This window comes from Microvirga sp. CF3016, from assembly GCF_036314085.1.
In the GTDB taxonomy this organism is placed as follows: Bacteria; Pseudomonadota; Alphaproteobacteria; order Rhizobiales; family Beijerinckiaceae; genus Microvirga.
The window spans coordinates 1-18,250 of the sequence record NZ_JAYGGM010000002.1 but is presented as its reverse complement, the minus strand read 5'-3'; the positions used below and the strand labels follow the sequence as shown (position 1 = coordinate 18,250).

Sequence of the window (18,250 nt, the reverse complement as noted above, 5' to 3'; positions counted from 1 at the left end):
AGGGCGGAAGCCGGGGCATCGCCGATCGGATCGGCAGCGTCGGCACGGCTCACGGTCTCGGATTCATCTGCTGGCGAGCGTGAAGGAGGTCGTCCGGCTGGAGTCCGTGCGCGCCATGGAACGGCCGATCGAGAACGCCGACCATGTAGACGACCAGGCCGACGAAGATCATGAGGACGCCGCCGAGAAGGAAATGGGTCGTCCGCTTCAGGTCGAACAGCCACAGGATGAAGACGTTCAGGGCCGCACCGACGAGGACGACCGACCAGATCACTTTGGGAATGCTGGTCCCGGCCGCCTGGATGCGCAGGCGGCGCTGCTCGATGAAATCCTCGAAGATCCTTAGAGCCGCCTGGTGAATCAGGTCTTCACCTGTTTCGCGGTTGGGCCTGAAGCCCAGGAGCTGACGGCTCAACTGATCGACCAGCAGCGTTCCGCGGGTCGAAGCCTGATTGCTCCTCTGGGAGGTCCAGCCAGGCCCGGTTTCCTCATCCACATATTGGCGCAGGGTCTCGGAGAGAGATGCGCGGATCGGCTCCGGATAGCCGCTGACGGTGCGGTAGAGGGCGATGATGCTCGACGCCTCGCGCCCCACCGCATCCTGCGCCTTGCCGTAGTTATCGAACACCGCGATGGAGAGCAGCGCCAGGAGAACGCCGTAATAGAGCGAGAAGGCGTTCAGGAGCAGGCCGACGACCGTGTTCGGATCCCGCTCGCCGCGCAACAGGCGCGCGGCGGCAGGCTGCAGCAGCGCCGAGCCGATCAGGGTCGGCACCAGGAAGATGAGGCAGACGATCACGGCGCCCATGACAATGGGCAGTTGATGCAGCCGATCGATCACGACGCGGTTCGCTTTGCGTAGTTGCCCGTCAGATGCCGTCGAGTGAACCGGATTCTGCGGGAGAGATCAGGTGGAATTCCGGATAGGGGCTGTGTTCGTAGCCCCTTCCGCGACCTCTCCAGCGTCATCACCGGCACACGGCCGGTGGTGACGTGGCGGATGGGGCATCCTTCGCGCTAGAGTCCGAGCAGCTTCACGATCTCGCTCGCCCCGGCATTGGGCGACAGGGTGCCGTTCGCGATAGCCGTCTCGATCTCCGGCACGCGCTGGCGCAGGGCCGGATCGTGATGGAGACGCTCGTGGAGACGCTCATGAACGAGGGCCCACATCCACTTCGTGTCCTGCGCCCGGCGCTTGGCCGCCAGTTCACCCGTCGCCTCCAGGCGCTTGCGATGATCGAGGACCTTCGCCCACAACTCGTCGAGCCCCTGGCCCGACAGCCCCGAGATCGTGAGCACGGGGGGCGTCCAGGTGGCAGAGGCGGGCGCCAGGATGTGAAGGGCGGCCTTGTACTCGGCGGCCGCGGCTTTGGCCTTGGCGCCCGCATCGTCCGCCTTGTTGACGGCGATCAGGTCGGCAAGCTCCAGGATGCCTTTCTTGATTCCCTGCAGCTCGTCGCCCGCGCCCGGCAGCATGAGGACGAGGAAGAAGTCGGTCAGGTCCGCGACGGCGGTCTCCGACTGCCCCACGCCCACCGTTTCGACCAGAATCACGTCGAAGCCGGCGGCCTCGCAGAGCAGCATGGTCTCCCGCGTCTTGGCAGCGACGCCGCCGAGCGTGCCGGAGGATGGGGAGGGGCGGATGAACGCGTTGGGATCGGCCGCGAGGCGCGCCATCCGGGTCTTGTCGCCGAGGATCGCCCCGCCGGTGCGGGTGGAGGAGGGGTCGACCGCCAGCACGGCGACCCTGTGCCCTTGCTCGGTGAGCATGGAGCCCAGGGTGTCGATGGCGGTGGATTTGCCGACGCCGGGAACGCCCGTGATGCCGACGCGCACCGCATGGCCGGTGCGGGACATCAGCTCCTGAAGGAGCGTTCGCGCGGCCTCGCGATGGTCCGGGCGGCGCGATTCCATCAGGGTGATGGCGCGCGCGAGCGAGGCCCGGTCGCCTTTTGCGACCATGTCCGCCGTTACTGTCGTCTTCGGTGAGCCCCCGGTCATGGGACAGCTCTAGCGCATCGTGCGGAAAAGTGGACTCGGTTTTCGCTGACGCGGCCCTTCGGGTCCGCACTCAACGATGCGCCAAGCAAGAAAAGAAGCATCCGGACGCTGCTTTCACCAGGTGATCGGGTCCATGCCGATTCGTCCCCAGGCGGGAATCTTGACGGCGGGGCGGCGCACGTCGATTCCGGCGACGAGGCCCATGAAGTCGATCTCGATTCCCTCAATCCAGCCGAGCGCGATGCCCGCATAGCCACCGAGCGAGATCTGGATCCCCGTGCGGCTCGGGGTGAGGCCCACGATGTCCCGCCAGGGTTGCCAGTCCTTGCCGAGAGCGGTCGGCGGAAGCGCCGCGCCGAGTTCGGGAACCGAGCGCATCACATGCGCCACGAAGGTGTTCGAGTTCGGACCGGGCCATGCGTTGTACGCGCCGAAGCTCTGGTAGGGATAGCTCGCCACTGCTTGGCGCACTTGCGGGATCAGCCGTTCCGCGGCCTCCCCCTCGATCACCACGACCGGATGCGGCGCGTTGCCGAACCAGCGGCCGTCCGGCGCCCATCCGTTGGTGCGCACCGGACTGCCCCAGCCGACCTTGTCATAGCGGGTATAGGTGCGGGCTCCGGCCTCCTTCACGACGATCCAGGTGTGGTGGGCGAAGATGCCGCGCCACCGGCCGACCCGCGCCGCATACACGGCCACGATGGCCTGGGGCGCCTCCGTGGCGGCCGGGAGGAGCTTCGCGCTCGACCAGTCGGCGGCGCGCCAGCTCGGCGCGACATCGTCGCGCAGCGCCCACCAGAGGGCATGGGCTCCCAGGGGCAGAACGAACAGGCCGACGACGACGAGGAAAACACGGGCGAGAAAGGCAAGCATCGTGCCAAGGTACGGACGCGCCGCCGGGGCATCAAGGCGACATGCGGGCGCCGTCGTTCACCATCGGGTTACCATAATCCCGATTGAAGGTGTCTTCGGCGGCACTCTGCCTTGCGCATGCCATGATCGAGGACAAAACAGCACTGCCCTCATTGTCTCTTGAAACCCGGCCTCATGCTCTTTCCCATTCCCCGCCTTGCTCTCGCCTGCCTTGCAAGCTTCGCCCTGTCCGGCTGCCTCGGGGAGGAATCGGCGCTCACCAGCCCGGTTTCGTCGCAGGTCGGTCTCGCGCGGGACCCGAAGCTTCTGGTGGCGACCACGCGTCTCCCGGTGGGTGACCCGCCGAAGAAGCCCTGGTTCAGCAGCGAACGCTCCGCGGATCTGATCTTCGCGGAGGCGCGCCTCACGCCCCCGTCCGATTCCTTCATCGGCAGCAGCCGCTGGAACATCGCGAAGGTCGAGAACGTCGATCGCGGCAACGCGGCGCAGACCTTTGCCCAGGCCGCCTTCGGGCACAACCTGCTGCTCTACATCCACGGCTACAAGGAAAGCTTCGAGACGGCCGCGACCTCGACCATCGACCTCTCCGAAGGCATCAAGTTCGCCGGGGTGACCGGCCTGTTCACCTGGCCGTCCGCGGCGTCCACCTTCAGCTACGTGGCCGACCGCGAAAGCGCCATGTGGTCGCGCGATTCCCTTGAGGACCTGCTCGCCGCCATCGCCAAGACCCCGAGCGGCGGGCGCATCCACATCGTCGCCCACAGCATGGGCACGCTGCTCACCCTCGAGACCTTAAGGATGCTGCGCGCCTCGGGCGGCGAAAGCGCCATGGAGCGCATCGGCGCCGTCGTGATGGCAGCCCCCGACATCGACATCGATCTGTTCGCCCGCGGCCTCGAGCGCCTTGGACCCGACGCGAAGAAGATCACCGTCATCAGCTCCACCAACGACCGGGCGCTCGCCGTCTCGAGCCGCCTCGCGGGCGGCATCATCCGGGCCGGCGCGGCGGATCGCGAGCGGCTGGAGTCCCTCGGCGTGCGCGTGGCCGACGCCTCCGAGTTCGGCGGCGGCATCATCAACCACGACCTCTTCCTGACGAACAAGGAAGTGCAGCAGGTGATCAAGCGGGCCATCGAGCGGTCGTAACGGGACGACCGCCCCATGGTGCTCTCTCAGACGATGAAGAAGTCGTCGAATTTCAGCTGCGCCTTGCTGACACCCTCGAAGGTGATGGAGCCGCCGTCCGCCAGCTTGAGGACGGCGTCGCCCGCCGCGTTGTCCTTGATCACCCGGTAGAGGCCCGAAAAGTTCTTCTGGCCCAGGATGGCCTTGGTGAGGCGCACCGCATCGCCGCCCATGGGATCGAAGTCGACGATCACGTCGTGTCCGCTCGGTCCTGCCCTGTAGAGGAACGTGTCGGCGTCGTGTCCGCCGGCCAGGGTATCGTTTCCTCTCAGGCCTTCCAGAATGTCCTTGCCGCTATAGGCGAATATGACGTCGTTGAGGGCATTCGCATTGGTGTCGCCCACGAGAATGTCCGCGCCGGAGCCGCCCCTCACGGTCGACCCGTCGCCCAGTGCGGGCGGGGTGGTGTCGAGCGCCCACGCGCGGATGGAGTCGATCCGGAATTCCGCCGGGAAGCGGGTTGTCCCGTCGGGCGATCCCGGCCAGTTGCCGCCCACCGCGAGCCCGGCGAGCAGATACATCGGCTCGTTCATGCCGGCAGGCGTCTGCATCGAGTAGACCTCGTTGCCGTCGAGGTAATAGGTGATCGCATCCGCGGTCCACATGGTGCCGTAGGTGTGGAAGCCCTGCGAGAGATCGATGCCGGTGGAGATGCCTTGCGTTCGGAAGGCATGGCTGCCGTAGGTGTCGGTCCAGTGCGAGCCGACATAATAGGTCGAGGGATCGTGGCCCAGGAGTTCGAGCACGTCGATCTCCGGCGGCCAGTTGCCGCTTTGCGGCAGGAGCCAGAAGGCGGGCCACAATCCCTGGCCTGCAGGCACCTGAGCCGAGATCTCGAAGTACCCGTAGGTCTGCGAGAAGGTGCCGTGGGTGTTGATGAGGCCCGAGACATAGGGCAGCCCGTCCGTCAGACCGGTGTCCGGGGAGGGACGCGCCGTGATCGTCAGGATGCCGTCCCCGGCCTCGCGGGGATCCGCCGCGATGCGGAAGGGATCGAGATGAGGGTTTTGCTGGATCACAGGAGTCGAGCGATCGGCGAAGTACTGCAATTCGCCGTTGCTGGCGAGCGTGCGCCCGCCCCACCAATACTTCGTGTTCCAGGTTGTGGTGTCGAGGTAAGAACCGTTGAACTCGTCAGAGAAGGTCAGCGAATAGCCGTCGAGATCAAGGGCCATGGGTGCTCCGAAAAGGGATGAATGAAATACATTGTCTTTGGGACAAGTTTTCCCACTTATCGGAGCGCGGGCAATTAGGTGGAGTTACCTATTCTCGTCGGATGTTTAAAGCGTGGTTAAAGTCGAGCGGCCACAGGCAGGCAGCGGTGATCGCTCCTTCATCTTGGCCGGAGCCGATCAAGTCGCTGCTTGTATCCTGGAGTGCTCGGAACAGGTGGCATCGCGGCCTATGCAACGGGAGAGAAGGCGGCGTTACTCCGCCGCCTGCTTCGGCCCGTAGCCGAGGCGCCGATTGAGATCGTCGATCAGGTTCACGGCCGCATCGGCGATCACGGTGCCGGGCGGGAAAATGGCCGCGGCGCCGGCCTCGTACAATGCGTCGAAATCCTGCGGCGGGATCACGCCGCCGACCACGATCATGATGTCGTCCCGGCCGTATTTGGCGAGTTCGGCTTTCAGCTCCGGCACCAGGGTCAGATGGCCCGCGGCGAGCGACGACACGCCGATGATGTGCACGTCGTTCTCGATCGCCTGACGGGCCGCTTCCGCCGGGGTGGCGAAGAGCGGGCCGATATCCACGTCGAAGCCCAGATCGGCGAAGGCCGAGGCGATCACCTTCTGGCCGCGGTCGTGCCCGTCCTGGCCCATCTTGGCGACGAGGATGCGCGGGCGCCGGCCGTCGTCGTGCTCGAACTGCTCCACCAGGGTGCGGACCTTCTCCACGGCTGGCGACGCCATGCCGACCTCCCGTTTGTACACGCCCGAGATCGCCTTGATCTCGGCCCGGTGACGGCCCCAGACCTTTTCCAGCGCGTCGGAAATTTCGCCCACCGTCGCCTTGGCCCGGGCCGCCTTCACGGCGAGGTCGAGCAGGTTGCCTTCGCCGGACGCGGCCACCTGGGAAAGTGCGGAAAGCGCCGCTTCGACGTCGGCCTGGTTGCGCTCGGCTTTCAGACGCTTGAGCTTGTCGATCTGGCTCGCGCGCACTGCCGCGTTGTCCACCTTCAGGATGTCGATGGCGGCCTCGTCCGTGCTGCGGAAGGCGTTCACGCCGACGATCTTCTGGTGGCCGGAATCGATGCGCGCCTGCGTGCGGGCCGCGGCCTCCTCGATCTTCAATTTCGGGATACCCGCCTCGATGGCCTTCGCCATGCCGCCCAACTCCTCGACCTCCTGGATGTGGCTCCAGGCCTTCTGCGCCAGCTCGTAGGTGAGGCGCTCGACGTAGTAGGAGCCGCCCCACGGGTCGATGATGCGCGTGGTGCCGCTCTCCTGCTGCAGGAAGAGCTGCGTGTTGCGGGCGATGCGGGCGGAGAAGTCGGTCGGCAGCGCGAGCGCTTCGTCCAGCGCATTGGTGTGCAGCGACTGCGTATGGCCCTGCGTGGCGGCCATCGCCTCGATACAGGTGCGCGTCACGTTGTTGAACACGTCCTGGGCGGTGAGCGACCATCCCGAGGTCTGCGAATGCGTGCGCAACGGCAGCGACTTCTCGGATTGCGGGTTGAAGTCCTTGACGAGCTTGGCCCAGAGGAGCCGCGCGGCGCGCATCTTGGCCACTTCCATGAAGAAGTTCATGCCCACTGCCCAGAAGAAGGACAGGCGCGGGGCGAACTGGTCGATGGTGAGGCCAGCCGCGATGCCTGCGCGGATGTATTCGACGCCGTCAGCGAGCGTGTAGGCGAGCTCGAGGTCCTGCGTCGCGCCCGCTTCCTGCATGTGATAGCCGGAGATCGAGATCGAGTTGAACTTCGGCATGTTGGCCGAGGTATAGCCGAAGATGTCCGAGATGATGCGCATCGACCCCTTGGGCGGGTAGATGTAGGTGTTGCGCACCATGAATTCCTTGAGGATGTCGTTCTGGATCGTGCCAGAGAGCTTTTGCGGCGGCACGCCCTGTTCCTCGGCGGCCACGATGTAAAGCGCAAGCACGGGCAGCACCGCGCCGTTCATGGTCATCGACACGCTCATCTGGTCGAGCGGGATACCGGCGAACAGCGTGCGCATGTCGTAGATGGAATCGATGGCGACCCCCGCCATGCCCACATCGCCCGAAACGCGCGGATGATCGGAATCGTAGCCGCGATGGGTCGCGAGATCGAACGCGACCGACAGGCCCTTCTGGCCGGCCGCGAGATTGCGGCGGTAGAACGCGTTGGAATCCTCGGCCGTGGAGAAGCCCGCGTACTGGCGCACGGTCCAGGGCTGGTTCACGTACATGGTGGGGTAGGGACCCCGCAGGAAAGGTGCGATGCCCGGATAGGTGTCGAGGAAGTCGAGCCCGGCGCGATCCTCCGGCCCGTAAAATCCCTTCACGGCAATCCCCTCCGGCGTCAGCCACGGCTCGGAGGCGGGCTGCGAGGAGGATGCCGGGGGAGCGTCGGCGAAAGCGAGGCTTGAGAAGTCGGGAATGCGAGTCATTGCCTGAACCAACGCGACCAGATCAAGATGGATTTCAAGGTCTCATTCTAGGGGCTTCGCCCAGGAGCGGCTATCCTTAAAACGTTCTATGTCGGCCAAGCCGAGCTTGCATCCGTCAGGCTTTTGACATGTCTGGGCGATTATACCTAAGGTGAAATAATAAAGCCTTCGGAGTTCCATGCTCTTTCGCCGTCCCCCTCCGCGTCCGGAAAGCGCCGCCCATCTCTGGCCTCCGATCGAAGGTTTCATAGAGGCCGAGGAGCGGTTGGGGCAGGCCGCAGAGGCTCGCGGAGCTCTTGCGGCCGGCCTCTACGAGTTCCTGCGGTTCGGTATCAAGCAGGGCTGGGCCTGCCTCTTCGGCGGCCTCATGTGCGCCCTCCTGATCGCAACCTATCTCTGGTATCCCCGCGACGCCGTGCTCGCGCGTTACGACTTCTTGTTCCTGTCCGCCCTGACGATCCAGGCTCTCCTGCTGGCCTTCAGGATGGAGACGCTCGAAGAGGCCAAGACCATCTTTCTGTTTCATCTGGTCGGCACGGTCATGGAGGTGTTCAAGACCCATGTGGGATCATGGATCTACCCGGAGCCGAGCCTCTTCCGCCTGGGTGGGGTCCCGCTTTTCACCGGTTTCATGTACGCGGCGGTCGGATCCTACCTGTCGCGCGTATGGCGGCTTTTCGATTTCCGCTTCACCCACCATCCGCCGCTCGCGGCCACGGCATTGCTCTCCGCGGCGATCTACATGAACTTCTTCACGCATCACTACATCGCCGATCTTCGTTATGGACTGTTCCTTGCGACGGCCATTCTCTTTGGCCGCACGACGGTCTATTTCAAGGTCTGGCGTGTGCATCGCCGGATGCCGCTTCTCCTCGGCTTCTTCCTCGTCACGCTCTTCATCTGGTTCGCCGAGAACATCGGCACGTTCACCGGAGCGTGGCTCTACCCGAACCAGCTCAAGGGCTGGTCCATCGTGCCGATGGCGAAGCTGGGTTCCTGGTACCTTCTTATGATCATCTCCTACGTGATGGTCTCGGCCATAAACCGTCCGCGGGCGATGACGCGTTCACCTTAGCCCCGCTTCTCCGCGTTCCAATAGCCCGAGCAGACCCGTCCGCCCGAGGTTGTCCAGGTGCCGCGGCCGGTATTCCCCGACAGGCGGCCCGACACGTTGGCCCGGTCCTGGCCGCGGGAGATGCTGGCCGAGACGGCGCCGTTCGGTTGGACCTGGCCGTTCACGTTGAAGTTCTCCGGTCCGCCGTAACGGGCGCGGCCGTTCTGGACGACGACCGCATAGCGGTAGGCCCGATCGCAGGCGCCCTGCTCCGTGACCACTTCCACGCTCCAGTTGCCGTCGAACCGGTTGGCCTGTGCGGAGGCCGGGGGAGCAAGGACGATGGCCGTCAGGGCTGCCGCGCCGAGCCAGGACATCACACGCATGAAACGCTCCAAAACTTCAGGAATGGGCAGAACCAACGTCGGGTCTTTTCGCGGGTTCCGGCGGCGCCTTTCAGCTTTGCGTGAGCCGCGAAAAGGCCGCTGCATCCTTTGATGCAGCGGCTTCTCGATGCTCAGGACAATGAGGCAAATCAGACGTCGCTGGAGCGCTTCTGCGCCGTCCAGCGACCGGAGCAGCCGAGCATGCCGAGCTGCCAGGTGCCCGCTCCGGCCTTACCGGTGAGGCGGCCATTGGCATCCACCTTGGCGATGCTGCGGCGGATGTCGAGATCGACCGCGCCGTCGGAGCCGATCCGGCCCGACACGGTGGTCGGGGAATCGCCGGGCTGCAGCAGGTAGCGCACGTTCCCGTTCTCGATGGCGATGGAATAGCTGTAGGTGCTGTCGTGACGGTTGGCCGGGGCGGCCACGGCGTGGCGATCAAAAATGGTGCCGAGGCCGAGGGCCACAGCCAATCGTTTCGTCAATGTCAAAACCGCGCTCCTCTCGGTCAAAATGGCCAGGGGGAGCCTCGAAGCCTCAGGCGCCGGCCTCGTCGAGCGTCTGACTCAGAATCTTGAGGGCGTCGCACCCGGCAAAGATGTAAGTGGTAATTCCGGCGCGGACCCATGCATCTTCGTGCTCGCCCGGACGCCCTGCCAGACAGATGAGGGTCGATCCTGCCGAATGCAGGGTTTTGGCGGCTTCCACGGCATGCTTTTCGTAAATTTCATTTGTCGAGCAGATGCAGGAAAGCTTGGCTTTGCTTGCGATGTAGGATTGACGAAGCGTATCGTTGTCGGAAAATCCGTCGTTCATGATGGCTTCTATTCCGCCTGCTTCGAAGAAATTCTTGGCGAAGGTCGCCCGAGCGGTAAAGGCCGCGATCGGCCCGAGATTGGCGAGGAAGATCCTCGGCCGTTCCCCGGTTCTCGCCAGATAGGCGTCCGCGCGGTCGCGCAGGCGCTCGAACGGCTCGGCCGTTCGCGTGGAGGGCAGGGGAGCGATGGAGACGGGCGCGAGGCCGGCGGCCGTGCCGGCGAGCTGGGGCAGGGTCGCGCCCTGTCCCGCCATCCGGACGAGGGCGGCAAATTTGGTCTCAGCCTGAGCCGGTGCGCCGTCTTGCTCTCCTCCCCCTTGTGGGGAGGAGTGGGAGGTGGGGGTGTGAGCGAGAGCCTGTGAAGGTGTGGCGCCAACACCCCCACCCCTGGCCCCTCCCCACAAGGGAGAGGGGAAGAGAACCGTCACGTCCGCCTCAGCGATGTTCGGGAATTCGCTCGTGCCGGTGATCGGCTCCCGGCCGGTGGCGACGGCCTTCTCGCGCTGAGCGCGCACGGCGGCGATGCGGGCCTGGAGGCTTTCGCCCTTGAGGCTTTGCAGAATGCCGCCCTCGCGCTCGATCTCCTGGAACAGCCCCCAGGCCTTATCGCACAGGGCATCGGTGAGCGCCTCGAAGCCGCCGGCGCCGGCCGCCGGATCGGCCACGCGGGCAAGGTTCGATTCATCGAGCAGGATCAATTGGGTGTTGCGCGCGATCCGGCGGCCAAAGGCATCGGGCAGGCCGAGCGCCGTCGTGAAGGGCAGCACCGTGACCGCATCCGCCCCGCCGATGCCGGCGGAGAACGCCGCCACCGTCGCCCGCAGCATGTTCACCCACGGGTCGCGCCGGGTGGTCATGCGCCAGGCGGTCTCCGCATGTAGGCGGATCGGCTTCGGCTCCAGGCCGCAGGCCTGCTCCACCCGCGCCCAGAGGCGGCGAAGCGCGCGCAGCTTCGCTACGGTGAGGAACTCGTCCGCATCGGCCACGAGGAGGAAGGACAGCGCCCGGCGTGCCGCGTCGAGCGGGTGGCCCTGCGTTTCGAGGGCGCGCAGGTAACCGACGCCCGTTGCCAGCACGGCAGCGAGTTCCTGCGCCTCGCTGGCGCCGGCCTCGTGATAGACGCGTCCATCGGCCAGGAAGGCGCGCCCGGCAAAGCTCTGAGCGGTCAGATGGCTCAGCGTGTCGCCCATGCGCCGCGCCATGGCATCCCAGGAGGCGGACATCCTCCCTTGAGCCGCCATGGCGCCGACGGGGTCGAGGCCGAGGTCGAGGGAGAGATCGGCGAGCCGGTGGCCACGCCGCTCGGCGAGGGCCAGCACCAGCGCCGCCACCTGGCGTCCATGCCCGCCCGCATCGACGCGCAGATGGATGAGGTCGAGCATCACGCCCGACAGGGCCCGGTCGAGATCGTCGAGGTTGTCGATCCGCACGCCGAAGCCGCGCGCGGCGGGCGCTTTATGGGCAACGAGCGTCAGCGCATCGGCACCGCCTTCGAGATCGAGCAGGGCGAGCTCATTGGCTTTCTGCGGATCGGGATGATCGACCCGCTGCGACACCCGCCAGCGGCCGGCCTGCTCGCGTACGATCGGGGCGGCTCCTTCCGCCTTCGGATAAAGCGGCTGAATGGCGATGCCGTCATGGCTGCGGGAGACGAGCTTCTTCTGGAAGTCGGCGCCCTTCAGCACGCCCTCGACCAGCTTGAGCCATTGCTCCCGGGTGGCGTGCGGGAAATCGGCCGCGAGAGAGAGATCGTCCATGGGTGTTCCCGTCCGGTGGGCTGTTCAATTGCGCCGGACAATACCGGGACGGGGAGATGCTGGAAATGCCCCAAAGGGCGGGATTGCGCGGGCGGGCCGTCGCTCCTTTTCATCGCGCCTGTCCTGGCCATCCCGATACAGAAAAGCGTGGCGCTTGTCCGATCGGGATCACCGGGACGAGCCCGGTGATGACGGTGCAGAGGATCGGGGCTGGTCCTGTCGCGGCCTCGGCCCAAGGCCGGCGAGGGCGCGCTTCGACGGTCAGACGAACTGCGACAGTCCGGGGATGGATCCGACAATGGGGCCCATCACGTCCTCGCCGGCCTTCTCGCGGCCATAGGCGAAGAGTTCCTTGCCGAGCGGCTGCATCTGGCCTATGGAGACGCCGATGCCCATGAGCTGGCCGCCCAGCGCCATCACGCCGCCGCCCATGGAGCCCATCATGCCCATCAGTCCGCCGCCGCCGCCGCTCTTCGTTTCATCGATCGCTTCCTGAGCGCCCGGCAGGGCCGCGATCAGCTGGTTGACCTCGCTCGAGGGTCCCTCTTTCTGGAGGTAGCCCAGGATGATGCCGATGGCCTTCCGGGCGGTCGCCTGGTCGAGGCCGGTCTTCTGGGTCACGCGGGCGATGAGTTCTTCCATCTGATTCTCCTGAGACTGGAACGGGGCAGATAGTTCATAACTAAACTATTAAATCAAGAAACCCGACAGTGGAAACTCGCCACGAGACATCTAAGATCCTTAGCGCATCGAGCGGAAAAGTGGATCCGGTTTTCGCTGACGCGGACCTCCGGTTCCGCGCTGAGCGATGCGCCGCTTGAGGGATTGAGCATCGGATCGATCCCAAAAGTGCAAATCCACTTTTGGGTCCGATGCCCTGGATTCTGGAGAGACACGATGCTCGAAGACGGGAAGATCTTCATCGGCAAAAGCACCAAGCCGGAATATCTGGAGCTGAGGCTTGCCAACCGGCATGGCCTGGTGACCGGAGCCACCGGAACGGGCAAGACCGTCTCGCTCCAGGTGCTAGCGGAAGGGTTTTCCAACGCGGGCGTCCCGGTCTTCGCCGCCGACATCAAGGGCGACCTCTCCGGCATGGCGGCTCCCGGCAATGGCAAGGAGCCCCTGGTCAAACGCGCTAAGGAAATCGGTATCGATTACGTGCCTGACAAGTTCCCCGTGGTGTTCTGGGACCTGTTCGGCGAGCAGGGGCATCGCGTGCGGGCAACGGTGTCCGAGATGGGGCCGCTGCTGCTCTCGCGCCTCCTCGACCTCAACGATACGCAGGAGGGCGTGCTCAACATCGCGTTCCGCATCGCCGACGAGCAGGGTTTGCTGCTGCTCGATCTGAAGGACCTGCGCGCGTTGCTGCAGCTCATCTCCGACAATGCGAGCGAGCTCACGACCACCTATGGCAACGTGTCGAAGGCGACTATCGGAACGATCCAGCGGCAGCTTCTCGTGCTCGAAAATCAGCAGGGCGACGAATTTCTCGGCGAACCGGCCCTCGATATCAAGGACCTGATGCGCACCGACCGCGACGGGCGCGGTGTCGTCAACATCCTGTCGGCCGACAAGCTCATGAGCAATCCGCGCCTCTACGCCACCTTTCTCCTGTGGTTGATGTCGGAACTGTTCGAGGAGCTGCCGGAAGTGGGCGACATGGATCAGCCCAAGCTCGTCTTCTTCTTCGACGAGGCGCATCTTCTGTTCAACGATGCGCCGAAGGCCCTCGTCGAAACCGTCGAGCGCGTCGTGCGCCTGATCCGCTCCAAGGGCGTGGGCGTCTATTTCATCACGCAGAACCCGGTCGACGTGCCCGAAAGCATTCTGGCGCAGCTCGGCAACCGGGTGCAGCACGCGCTTCGCGCCTATACGCCGCGCGAGCAGAAGGCCGTGCGCGTGGCGGCCCAGACCTTCCGCCAGAATCCTGCCTTCGAGACCGAAAAGGCCATTACGGAACTGGGCGTCGGAGAGGCCTTGGTGTCGACCCTGGAAGGCAAGGGAGCGCCCTCCATGGTGGAACGCACGCTGATCGCGCCGCCCATGGCGCAGGTCGGGCCGATCGAATTGTCCCAGCGCCAGCAGATCGTGGCCTCAAGCCCGATGAGAGGCAAATACGACCAGGCGGTCGATCCGGATTCCGCCTACGAGATGCTCGCCAAGCGCGCCGAGCAGGCGGCCACCGAAGCCAAAGCGGCGGAAGGGGGCGGGGGCATTCTGGACATGCTCGGAGGCCTCTTCGGCTCGACCGGCCAGCGCAAGGGATCGATGACGGTGACGCAGCGCGTGACCCGCGAGGTCACGCGCACCATCGTCAACCAGACGGTGGGCAATCTCGCGGCCGAGATCGGCAAGTCCATCGGCGGCCGCCAGGGAAGCTCCATCGGGCGCGCCATCGTGCGCGGAACCCTGGGCGGGCTGTTGCGGCGGTAACAATCAACCGGTGTCGTGGTTGGCATGATGACGCAGACCATTCGCCTCGCAACTCCTGAGGACCGTGCCGATGTCGAGAAGATCGTCCAGGCCGCTTATGCCGGGTATATTCCGCTCATCGGGCGAAAGCCCGGTCCGATGAGGGACGATTATTCTGCCCTGATCGAAAACCGATCGGTCTATGTCCTCGTCAGCCGGAGCAAAATCCTTGGGGTGCTGGTTCTCCTTCCAGAAGAGGAGACGATGCTTCTCGACAATGTGGCCGTCAGTCCGGATATGCAGGGGCGCGGGTATGGACGTCTGCTGATCGCCTTTGCGGAGAGGCTCTCCATCGACCGTGGATTCAAGGCCATTCGGCTCTACACGAACGAGGCGATGAGCGAAAACATCCGTCTCTATGAACGTCTGGGATTTGTCGAAACCCATCGAGCCGAGGAGAAGGGCTTCCAGCGTGTCCATATGAGGAAGGCTCTGACGCCTTTATCGTGAGCCGGAATCTCGTACTTGCGGCTACCCGGAGGATGAGAGTACCTCTTGGGACGACCTCGTCCACAAGGCAGTTGTTCCTCATGTCCCACCTCGACCAAGTTCTCTCCAAGATCGACTCCGATCTCGACGCTTCCCTGGAGCGGCTGTTCCAGTGGCTGAAAGTGCCGTCCATCTCCACCGATCCGGCCTACAAGGATCATTGCCGCGTTGCCGGCGAGTGGCTCGTCGATGAGTTGAAGAGCCTTGGCGTCGAGGCTTCCTTGCGCGAGACCGGCGGGCATCCGGTGGTGCTCGGCCACGCCACGGGCGAGGGAGACCTGCATGTCCTCTTCTACGGCCATTACGACGTGCAGCCGGTCGATCCCCTGGACTTGTGGGAAACGCCGCCCTTCGAGCCGCGCATCATCACGCTTCCCGACGGCCGCAAGGCGATCAGCGCGCGCGGCTCCGCCGACGACAAGGGCCAGGTGATGACCTTCGTCGAGGCCTGCCGGGCCTGGAAGGCCGTGACGGGCTCGCTGCCGATCACCATTACGTTCCTGGTCGAGGGCGCTGAAGAGGACGGATCCAAGTTCCTGCCCGAGTTCATCGTGGCCAACAAGGACGAGCTCAAGGCCGACGTGGCCCTCGTCTGCGACACCGGCATGTGGGATCAGGATACGCCCGCCATCACGTCTTCCCTGCGGGGCATGGTCTACGAGGAGGTGATCGTGCGCTGCGCGGACCGCGACCTCCATTCCGGCTCCTTCGGTGGCGCGGCGCGCAATCCGATTCATGTGCTCTCAAGGATCATCGCGGCCATTCACGATGACAACGGCCGGATCACGATCCCGGATTTCTACGAGGGCGTGCCGGAAACGCCCACGCAGGTTCTGGAGCAGTGGAAGAGCCTCAATCTCACGGAAGAGGAATTCCTCGGCCAGGTCGGCCTGAAGCATTCCGCCGGCGAGAAGGGACGCATGCTCATCGAGCAGATCCAGTCTCGCCCTACCTGCGACGTGAACGGCATCATCGGCGGTTATACGGGCGAGGGCACCAAAACGGTGATTGCGTCCGAGGCGCGCTGCAAGATCTCCTTCCGCCTCGTGGGCGATCAGGATCCGGCGAAGATCTCCGAAAACTTCCAGGCCTTCGTGCGCGAGCGCATCCCGGCCGATTGCTCGGTGGAGTTCATCAAGCACAAGGGCTCGCGTGCCCTCGCTCTTCCGCATGATTTCCCGGCGATCACGGCGGCGAAATCAGCCTTGCACGACGAGTGGAAGAAGGACCCGATTGTCATCGGTATGGGCGGCTCGATTCCGGTCGGCGGCGATTTCAAGCGCACGCTCGGCCTCGACACCCTCTTCGTCGGCTTCGGTCTCGACGACGACCGCATCCATTCGCCGAACGAGAAATACGACCTCAAGAGCTTCCACAAGGGCACCCGCTCCTGGGCCAGGATCCTGGCGGCTTTGGCGAGGTAGGCGGGTCTCGGCGAGACGAAGATGCAACGATTCGTGCAGAGAGCGCGGCATCTTCGTCGTGTGCAGACCAATTGCGCTCGACCTCTCCCCACCGGGGAGAGGTTAAGGCGCCACCCCTGTCACAATCACACCAATTCACCGAGCGACGATATCACCGCCCGAGGCGCAAGCTCCCGATACTCGTCCGGCAATGCAAGCCGGTTCACCCAGACGGGATGGAAACCGAACACGGCGGCGCCGGCGATGTCCCAGCGGTTCGAGGAGACGAAGACGACTTCGTCGGCCGTGACGGGCAGCGCCTGAAGCACAAGCTCGTAGGTGCGCGGGCTCGTCTTGAAAACCTGCACGGCATCGACCGAAAGAACGGTATCGAGATCGTCGGCAAGGCCCGCCGATGCAACGGCCGCATTCAGCATACCGGGATCGCCGTTCGACAGGATCCCGGTCTTGAGGCCGCGAGCCCGCAGGGCGCGCAACGTGTCCGGTGCCTCTGGATAGGCGTCGAGCGCGCGATAAGCCTCCAGCAGGCGCGGCCGGATGCGGCGGTCGACCGCGGGAAAGCGCGCGAAGGCTTGATCGAGCGCCTTCTCGGTGAGGGTCCAGAAGGGCTCGTACCGGCCGGCCAGAGACAGCACCCAGGAATATTCGAGCTGCTTGGCGCGCCAAGTTTCCGAGAACCGCGCCGCATCCGGCCCGACCTCGGCCATATGGCGGGAGACGGCTGAATGTACGTCGAACAGGGTGCCGTAGGCGTCGAAGATGACGGCCCTGGCAGGGGGCGGGATGATCGTCGCGGCCATGAGGCAGGTTGGCACCAGCCGCAAGCGATGGCAATCCGGTCAATGATCAGCCCTCGGCATGGAACCCATCACAAGTCTTCATGTCCCGATGGCCGAAGGAACGATTGACGGGTGAGGCTTCAAGGGCTTCGATGGGACAGACATTCTGACCCAAAGGATCGACACAGTGGCTTGGCATTCGCAGACCTGGAACTGGTTCAACGGCGCGTGGCATGAGGGCAATCCGCCCCTGATTGGGCCCCGCTCCCACGTATCCTGGCTCGGTTCCTCGGTGTTCGACGGAGCGCGCGTGTTCGAGGGCGTCGCGCCCGACCTCGACCGGCATTGCGAGCGCGTGAACCGCTCGGCCCCGACCATCGGCCTCAAGCCGACCATGGACGTCCAGACCATGCTCGATCTCGTGAGCGAAGGCGTGAAGAAGTTCGCGCCGGGAACCGCGCTCTACGTGAAGCCCATGTATTGGGGCGAGGCCGAGGGGTTGGCCACCATCGCGCCGGATCCGGAATCGACCCAGTTCTGCCTCTCCCTCTTCGAGGCCCCGATGCCAGTGCCGGGCGGGCTCTCGGTGATGAAGTCGAGCTTCCGTCGTCCGACGCTTGAATCCATGCCGACCGACGCGAAGGCCGGCGCGCTCTATCCCAACAACGCCCGCGTGATCCGCGAGGCGAAGGAGAAGGGCTTCGACAACGCGCTCGTCTGCGATGCGCTCGGCAATGTGGCGGAGACGGCGACGTCCAACGTGTTCATGGCCAAGGACGGCGTGGTCTATACGCCGTATCCGAACGGCACGTTCCTGAACGGAATCACCCGCCAGCGCGTGATCCAGCTCCTGCGCGACGACGGCACGACCGTGGTCGAGAGCACGTTGCGCTACGAGGATTTCGCCAGCGCCGACGAGATCTTCATCTCGGGCAACTACTCCAAGGTGATGCCGGTGCTGCGCATCGACAGCCGCGATCTCCAGCCCGGCCCGTTCTATCGCCGGGCCCGCGAGCTCTACTGGGCCTTCTCCCACGACAAGGGGCTCCTCAAGGCTGCCTGAGATCGGGCCGGCCCTCAGGGCGTGACGTCCTGAGCAAACGACAATGGGCGCGAGAGGCTTTCGACAGCTTCTCGCGCCCATCCTGTATGAGGGGAGCCGCTTCAGGCTCAGGCCGCTTTGACGTCCTGGAGGAAGGTCGAGACCTCGCGGCCGAGGTCTTCGGAATGCCGGGCGAGCTCCTGCGCCACGCCGAGCACCTGGAAAGCCGCAGCGCCGTTTTCCTGGGCGGATTGCTGCACGCCGACGATGTTGCCCGTCACCTGCTCGGTGCCGCGGGCGGCTTCCTGGACGTTGCGGGCGATCTCGGCCGTGGCGGCGCCCTGCTCCTCCATGGCGGCGGCGATCGAGGTCGAG

General features: G+C 65.0%; 16 protein-coding genes and 1 pseudogene. 6 read left to right on the top strand and 11 right to left on the bottom strand.

Features of this window, described 5'->3' with window-relative positions:
• Positions 1 to 49: 49 nt before the first annotated feature.
• The 3 genes from VB672_RS02465 to VB672_RS02455 form a co-directional block, all read right to left on the bottom strand.
• Positions 50 to 841, bottom strand: a complete 792-nt coding sequence (locus VB672_RS02465; protein ID WP_329782587.1) for a bestrophin-like domain — start codon at positions 839 to 841, stop codon at positions 50 to 52.
• Positions 842 to 1,017: 176 nt separating this feature from the next.
• Positions 1,018 to 2,001: a methylmalonyl Co-A mutase-associated GTPase MeaB gene (meaB, locus tag VB672_RS02460; RefSeq protein ID WP_329782586.1), complete on the bottom strand. Its 984-nt coding sequence runs from the start codon at positions 1,999 to 2,001 to the stop codon at positions 1,018 to 1,020.
• Positions 2,002 to 2,115: 114 nt separating this feature from the next.
• On the bottom strand, positions 2,116 to 2,874 hold the full coding sequence (locus VB672_RS02455; RefSeq protein WP_329782585.1) for a DUF3750 domain-containing protein: 759 nt from the start codon (positions 2,872 to 2,874) through the stop codon (positions 2,116 to 2,118).
• Positions 2,875 to 3,048: 174 nt separating this feature from the next.
• Here VB672_RS02455 and VB672_RS02450 point away from each other — a divergent pair, with 174 nt between their 5' ends.
• The gene (locus VB672_RS02450; RefSeq protein WP_329782584.1) at positions 3,049 to 4,020 is read left to right on the top strand and encodes an alpha/beta hydrolase; all 972 of its coding nucleotides are present in this window, start codon (positions 3,049 to 3,051) and stop codon (positions 4,018 to 4,020) included.
• A gap of 26 nt (positions 4,021 to 4,046) precedes the next feature.
• Here the strand turns inward: VB672_RS02450 and VB672_RS02445 are convergent, their stop codons facing one another.
• Positions 4,047 to 5,234: a family 16 glycosylhydrolase gene (locus VB672_RS02445; RefSeq protein WP_329782583.1), complete on the bottom strand. Its 1,188-nt coding sequence runs from the start codon at positions 5,232 to 5,234 to the stop codon at positions 4,047 to 4,049.
• A 252-nt stretch (positions 5,235 to 5,486) separates the two neighbouring features.
• Positions 5,487 to 7,652, bottom strand: a complete 2,166-nt coding sequence (gene scpA / locus VB672_RS02440) for a methylmalonyl-CoA mutase (RefSeq protein WP_329782582.1) — start codon at positions 7,650 to 7,652, stop codon at positions 5,487 to 5,489.
• A gap of 178 nt (positions 7,653 to 7,830) precedes the next feature.
• Between scpA and VB672_RS02435 the strand changes: the two genes are divergently transcribed.
• The gene (locus tag VB672_RS02435; protein WP_329782581.1) at positions 7,831 to 8,727 is read left to right on the top strand and encodes a DUF817 domain-containing protein; all 897 of its coding nucleotides are present in this window, start codon (positions 7,831 to 7,833) and stop codon (positions 8,725 to 8,727) included.
• On the opposite strand, the gene VB672_RS02430 is transcribed toward VB672_RS02435, so the two are convergent.
• The 4 genes from VB672_RS02430 to VB672_RS02415 form a co-directional block, all read right to left on the bottom strand.
• Entirely contained in the window at positions 8,724 to 9,092 is a 369-nt protein-coding gene (locus tag VB672_RS02430) for a hypothetical protein (RefSeq protein WP_329782580.1), read from the bottom strand. The genes VB672_RS02435 and VB672_RS02430 overlap by 4 nt on opposite strands.
• A gap of 149 nt (positions 9,093 to 9,241) precedes the next feature.
• Positions 9,242 to 9,583: a hypothetical protein gene (locus VB672_RS02425; protein WP_329782579.1), complete on the bottom strand. Its 342-nt coding sequence runs from the start codon at positions 9,581 to 9,583 to the stop codon at positions 9,242 to 9,244.
• 46 nt (positions 9,584 to 9,629) lie between these two features.
• The gene (locus VB672_RS02420; RefSeq protein ID WP_329782578.1) at positions 9,630 to 11,666 is read right to left on the bottom strand and encodes a methylmalonyl-CoA mutase subunit beta; all 2,037 of its coding nucleotides are present in this window, start codon (positions 11,664 to 11,666) and stop codon (positions 9,630 to 9,632) included.
• A 261-nt stretch (positions 11,667 to 11,927) separates the two neighbouring features.
• A complete protein-coding gene (locus VB672_RS02415; protein ID WP_329782577.1) occupies positions 11,928 to 12,308 on the bottom strand; it encodes a DUF2267 domain-containing protein in 381 nt (126 codons plus the stop codon).
• A gap of 255 nt (positions 12,309 to 12,563) precedes the next feature.
• On the opposite strand from VB672_RS02415, the gene VB672_RS02410 reads away from it, so the two are divergent.
• From VB672_RS02410 to VB672_RS02400, 3 genes are all read left to right on the top strand, one after another.
• Entirely contained in the window at positions 12,564 to 14,102 is a 1,539-nt protein-coding gene (locus VB672_RS02410) for a helicase HerA-like domain-containing protein (protein WP_329782576.1), read from the top strand.
• Positions 14,103 to 14,129: 27 nt separating this feature from the next.
• Positions 14,130 to 14,591: a GNAT family N-acetyltransferase gene (locus tag VB672_RS02405; RefSeq protein ID WP_329782575.1), complete on the top strand. Its 462-nt coding sequence runs from the start codon at positions 14,130 to 14,132 to the stop codon at positions 14,589 to 14,591.
• An 80-nt stretch (positions 14,592 to 14,671) separates the two neighbouring features.
• Positions 14,672 to 16,054 (top strand): M20/M25/M40 family metallo-hydrolase, encoded by a 1,383-nt coding sequence (locus VB672_RS02400; RefSeq protein ID WP_329782574.1) that lies wholly within the window; start codon positions 14,672 to 14,674, stop codon positions 16,052 to 16,054.
• Positions 16,055 to 16,179: 125 nt separating this feature from the next.
• Here the strand turns inward: VB672_RS02400 and VB672_RS02395 are convergent, their stop codons facing one another.
• Positions 16,180 to 16,854, bottom strand: a complete 675-nt coding sequence (locus tag VB672_RS02395) for a haloacid dehalogenase type II (protein WP_329782972.1) — start codon at positions 16,852 to 16,854, stop codon at positions 16,180 to 16,182.
• Between the two features lie 166 nt (positions 16,855 to 17,020).
• Between VB672_RS02395 and VB672_RS02390 the strand changes: the two genes are divergently transcribed.
• Complete coding sequence (locus tag VB672_RS02390) at positions 17,021 to 17,896, top strand: branched-chain amino acid aminotransferase (protein ID WP_329782573.1); 876 nt, start codon at positions 17,021 to 17,023, stop codon at positions 17,894 to 17,896.
• Between the two features lie 107 nt (positions 17,897 to 18,003).
• On the opposite strand, the pseudogene VB672_RS02385 reads toward VB672_RS02390, so the two are convergent.
• Positions 18,004 to 18,250: pseudogene (locus VB672_RS02385) on the bottom strand (methyl-accepting chemotaxis protein); the annotation flags it as partial.

Excerpts from the sequence above, each read along its gene's own strand:
- meaB (WP_329782586.1), bottom strand. The coding sequence starts at position 2,001 with ATGACCGGGGGCTCACCGAAGACGACAGTAACGGCGGACATGGTCGCA.
- VB672_RS02455 (WP_329782585.1), bottom strand. The coding sequence starts at position 2,874 with ATGCTTGCCTTTCTCGCCCGTGTTTTCCTCGTCGTCGTCGGCCTGTTC.
- VB672_RS02450 (WP_329782584.1), top strand. The coding sequence starts at position 3,049 with ATGCTCTTTCCCATTCCCCGCCTTGCTCTCGCCTGCCTTGCAAGCTTC.
- VB672_RS02445 (WP_329782583.1), bottom strand. The coding sequence starts at position 5,234 with ATGGCCCTTGATCTCGACGGCTATTCGCTGACCTTCTCTGACGAGTTC.
- scpA (WP_329782582.1), bottom strand. The coding sequence starts at position 7,652 with ATGACTCGCATTCCCGACTTCTCAAGCCTCGCTTTCGCCGACGCTCCC.
- VB672_RS02435 (WP_329782581.1), top strand. The coding sequence starts at position 7,831 with ATGCTCTTTCGCCGTCCCCCTCCGCGTCCGGAAAGCGCCGCCCATCTC.
- VB672_RS02430 (WP_329782580.1), bottom strand. The coding sequence starts at position 9,092 with ATGCGTGTGATGTCCTGGCTCGGCGCGGCAGCCCTGACGGCCATCGTC.
- VB672_RS02420 (WP_329782578.1), bottom strand. The coding sequence starts at position 11,666 with ATGGACGATCTCTCTCTCGCGGCCGATTTCCCGCACGCCACCCGGGAG.
- VB672_RS02415 (WP_329782577.1), bottom strand. The coding sequence starts at position 12,308 with ATGGAAGAACTCATCGCCCGCGTGACCCAGAAGACCGGCCTCGACCAG.
- VB672_RS02410 (WP_329782576.1), top strand. The coding sequence starts at position 12,564 with ATGCTCGAAGACGGGAAGATCTTCATCGGCAAAAGCACCAAGCCGGAA.
- VB672_RS02405 (WP_329782575.1), top strand. The coding sequence starts at position 14,130 with ATGACGCAGACCATTCGCCTCGCAACTCCTGAGGACCGTGCCGATGTC.
- VB672_RS02400 (WP_329782574.1), top strand. The coding sequence starts at position 14,672 with ATGTCCCACCTCGACCAAGTTCTCTCCAAGATCGACTCCGATCTCGAC.
- VB672_RS02395 (WP_329782972.1), bottom strand. The coding sequence starts at position 16,854 with ATGGCCGCGACGATCATCCCGCCCCCTGCCAGGGCCGTCATCTTCGAC.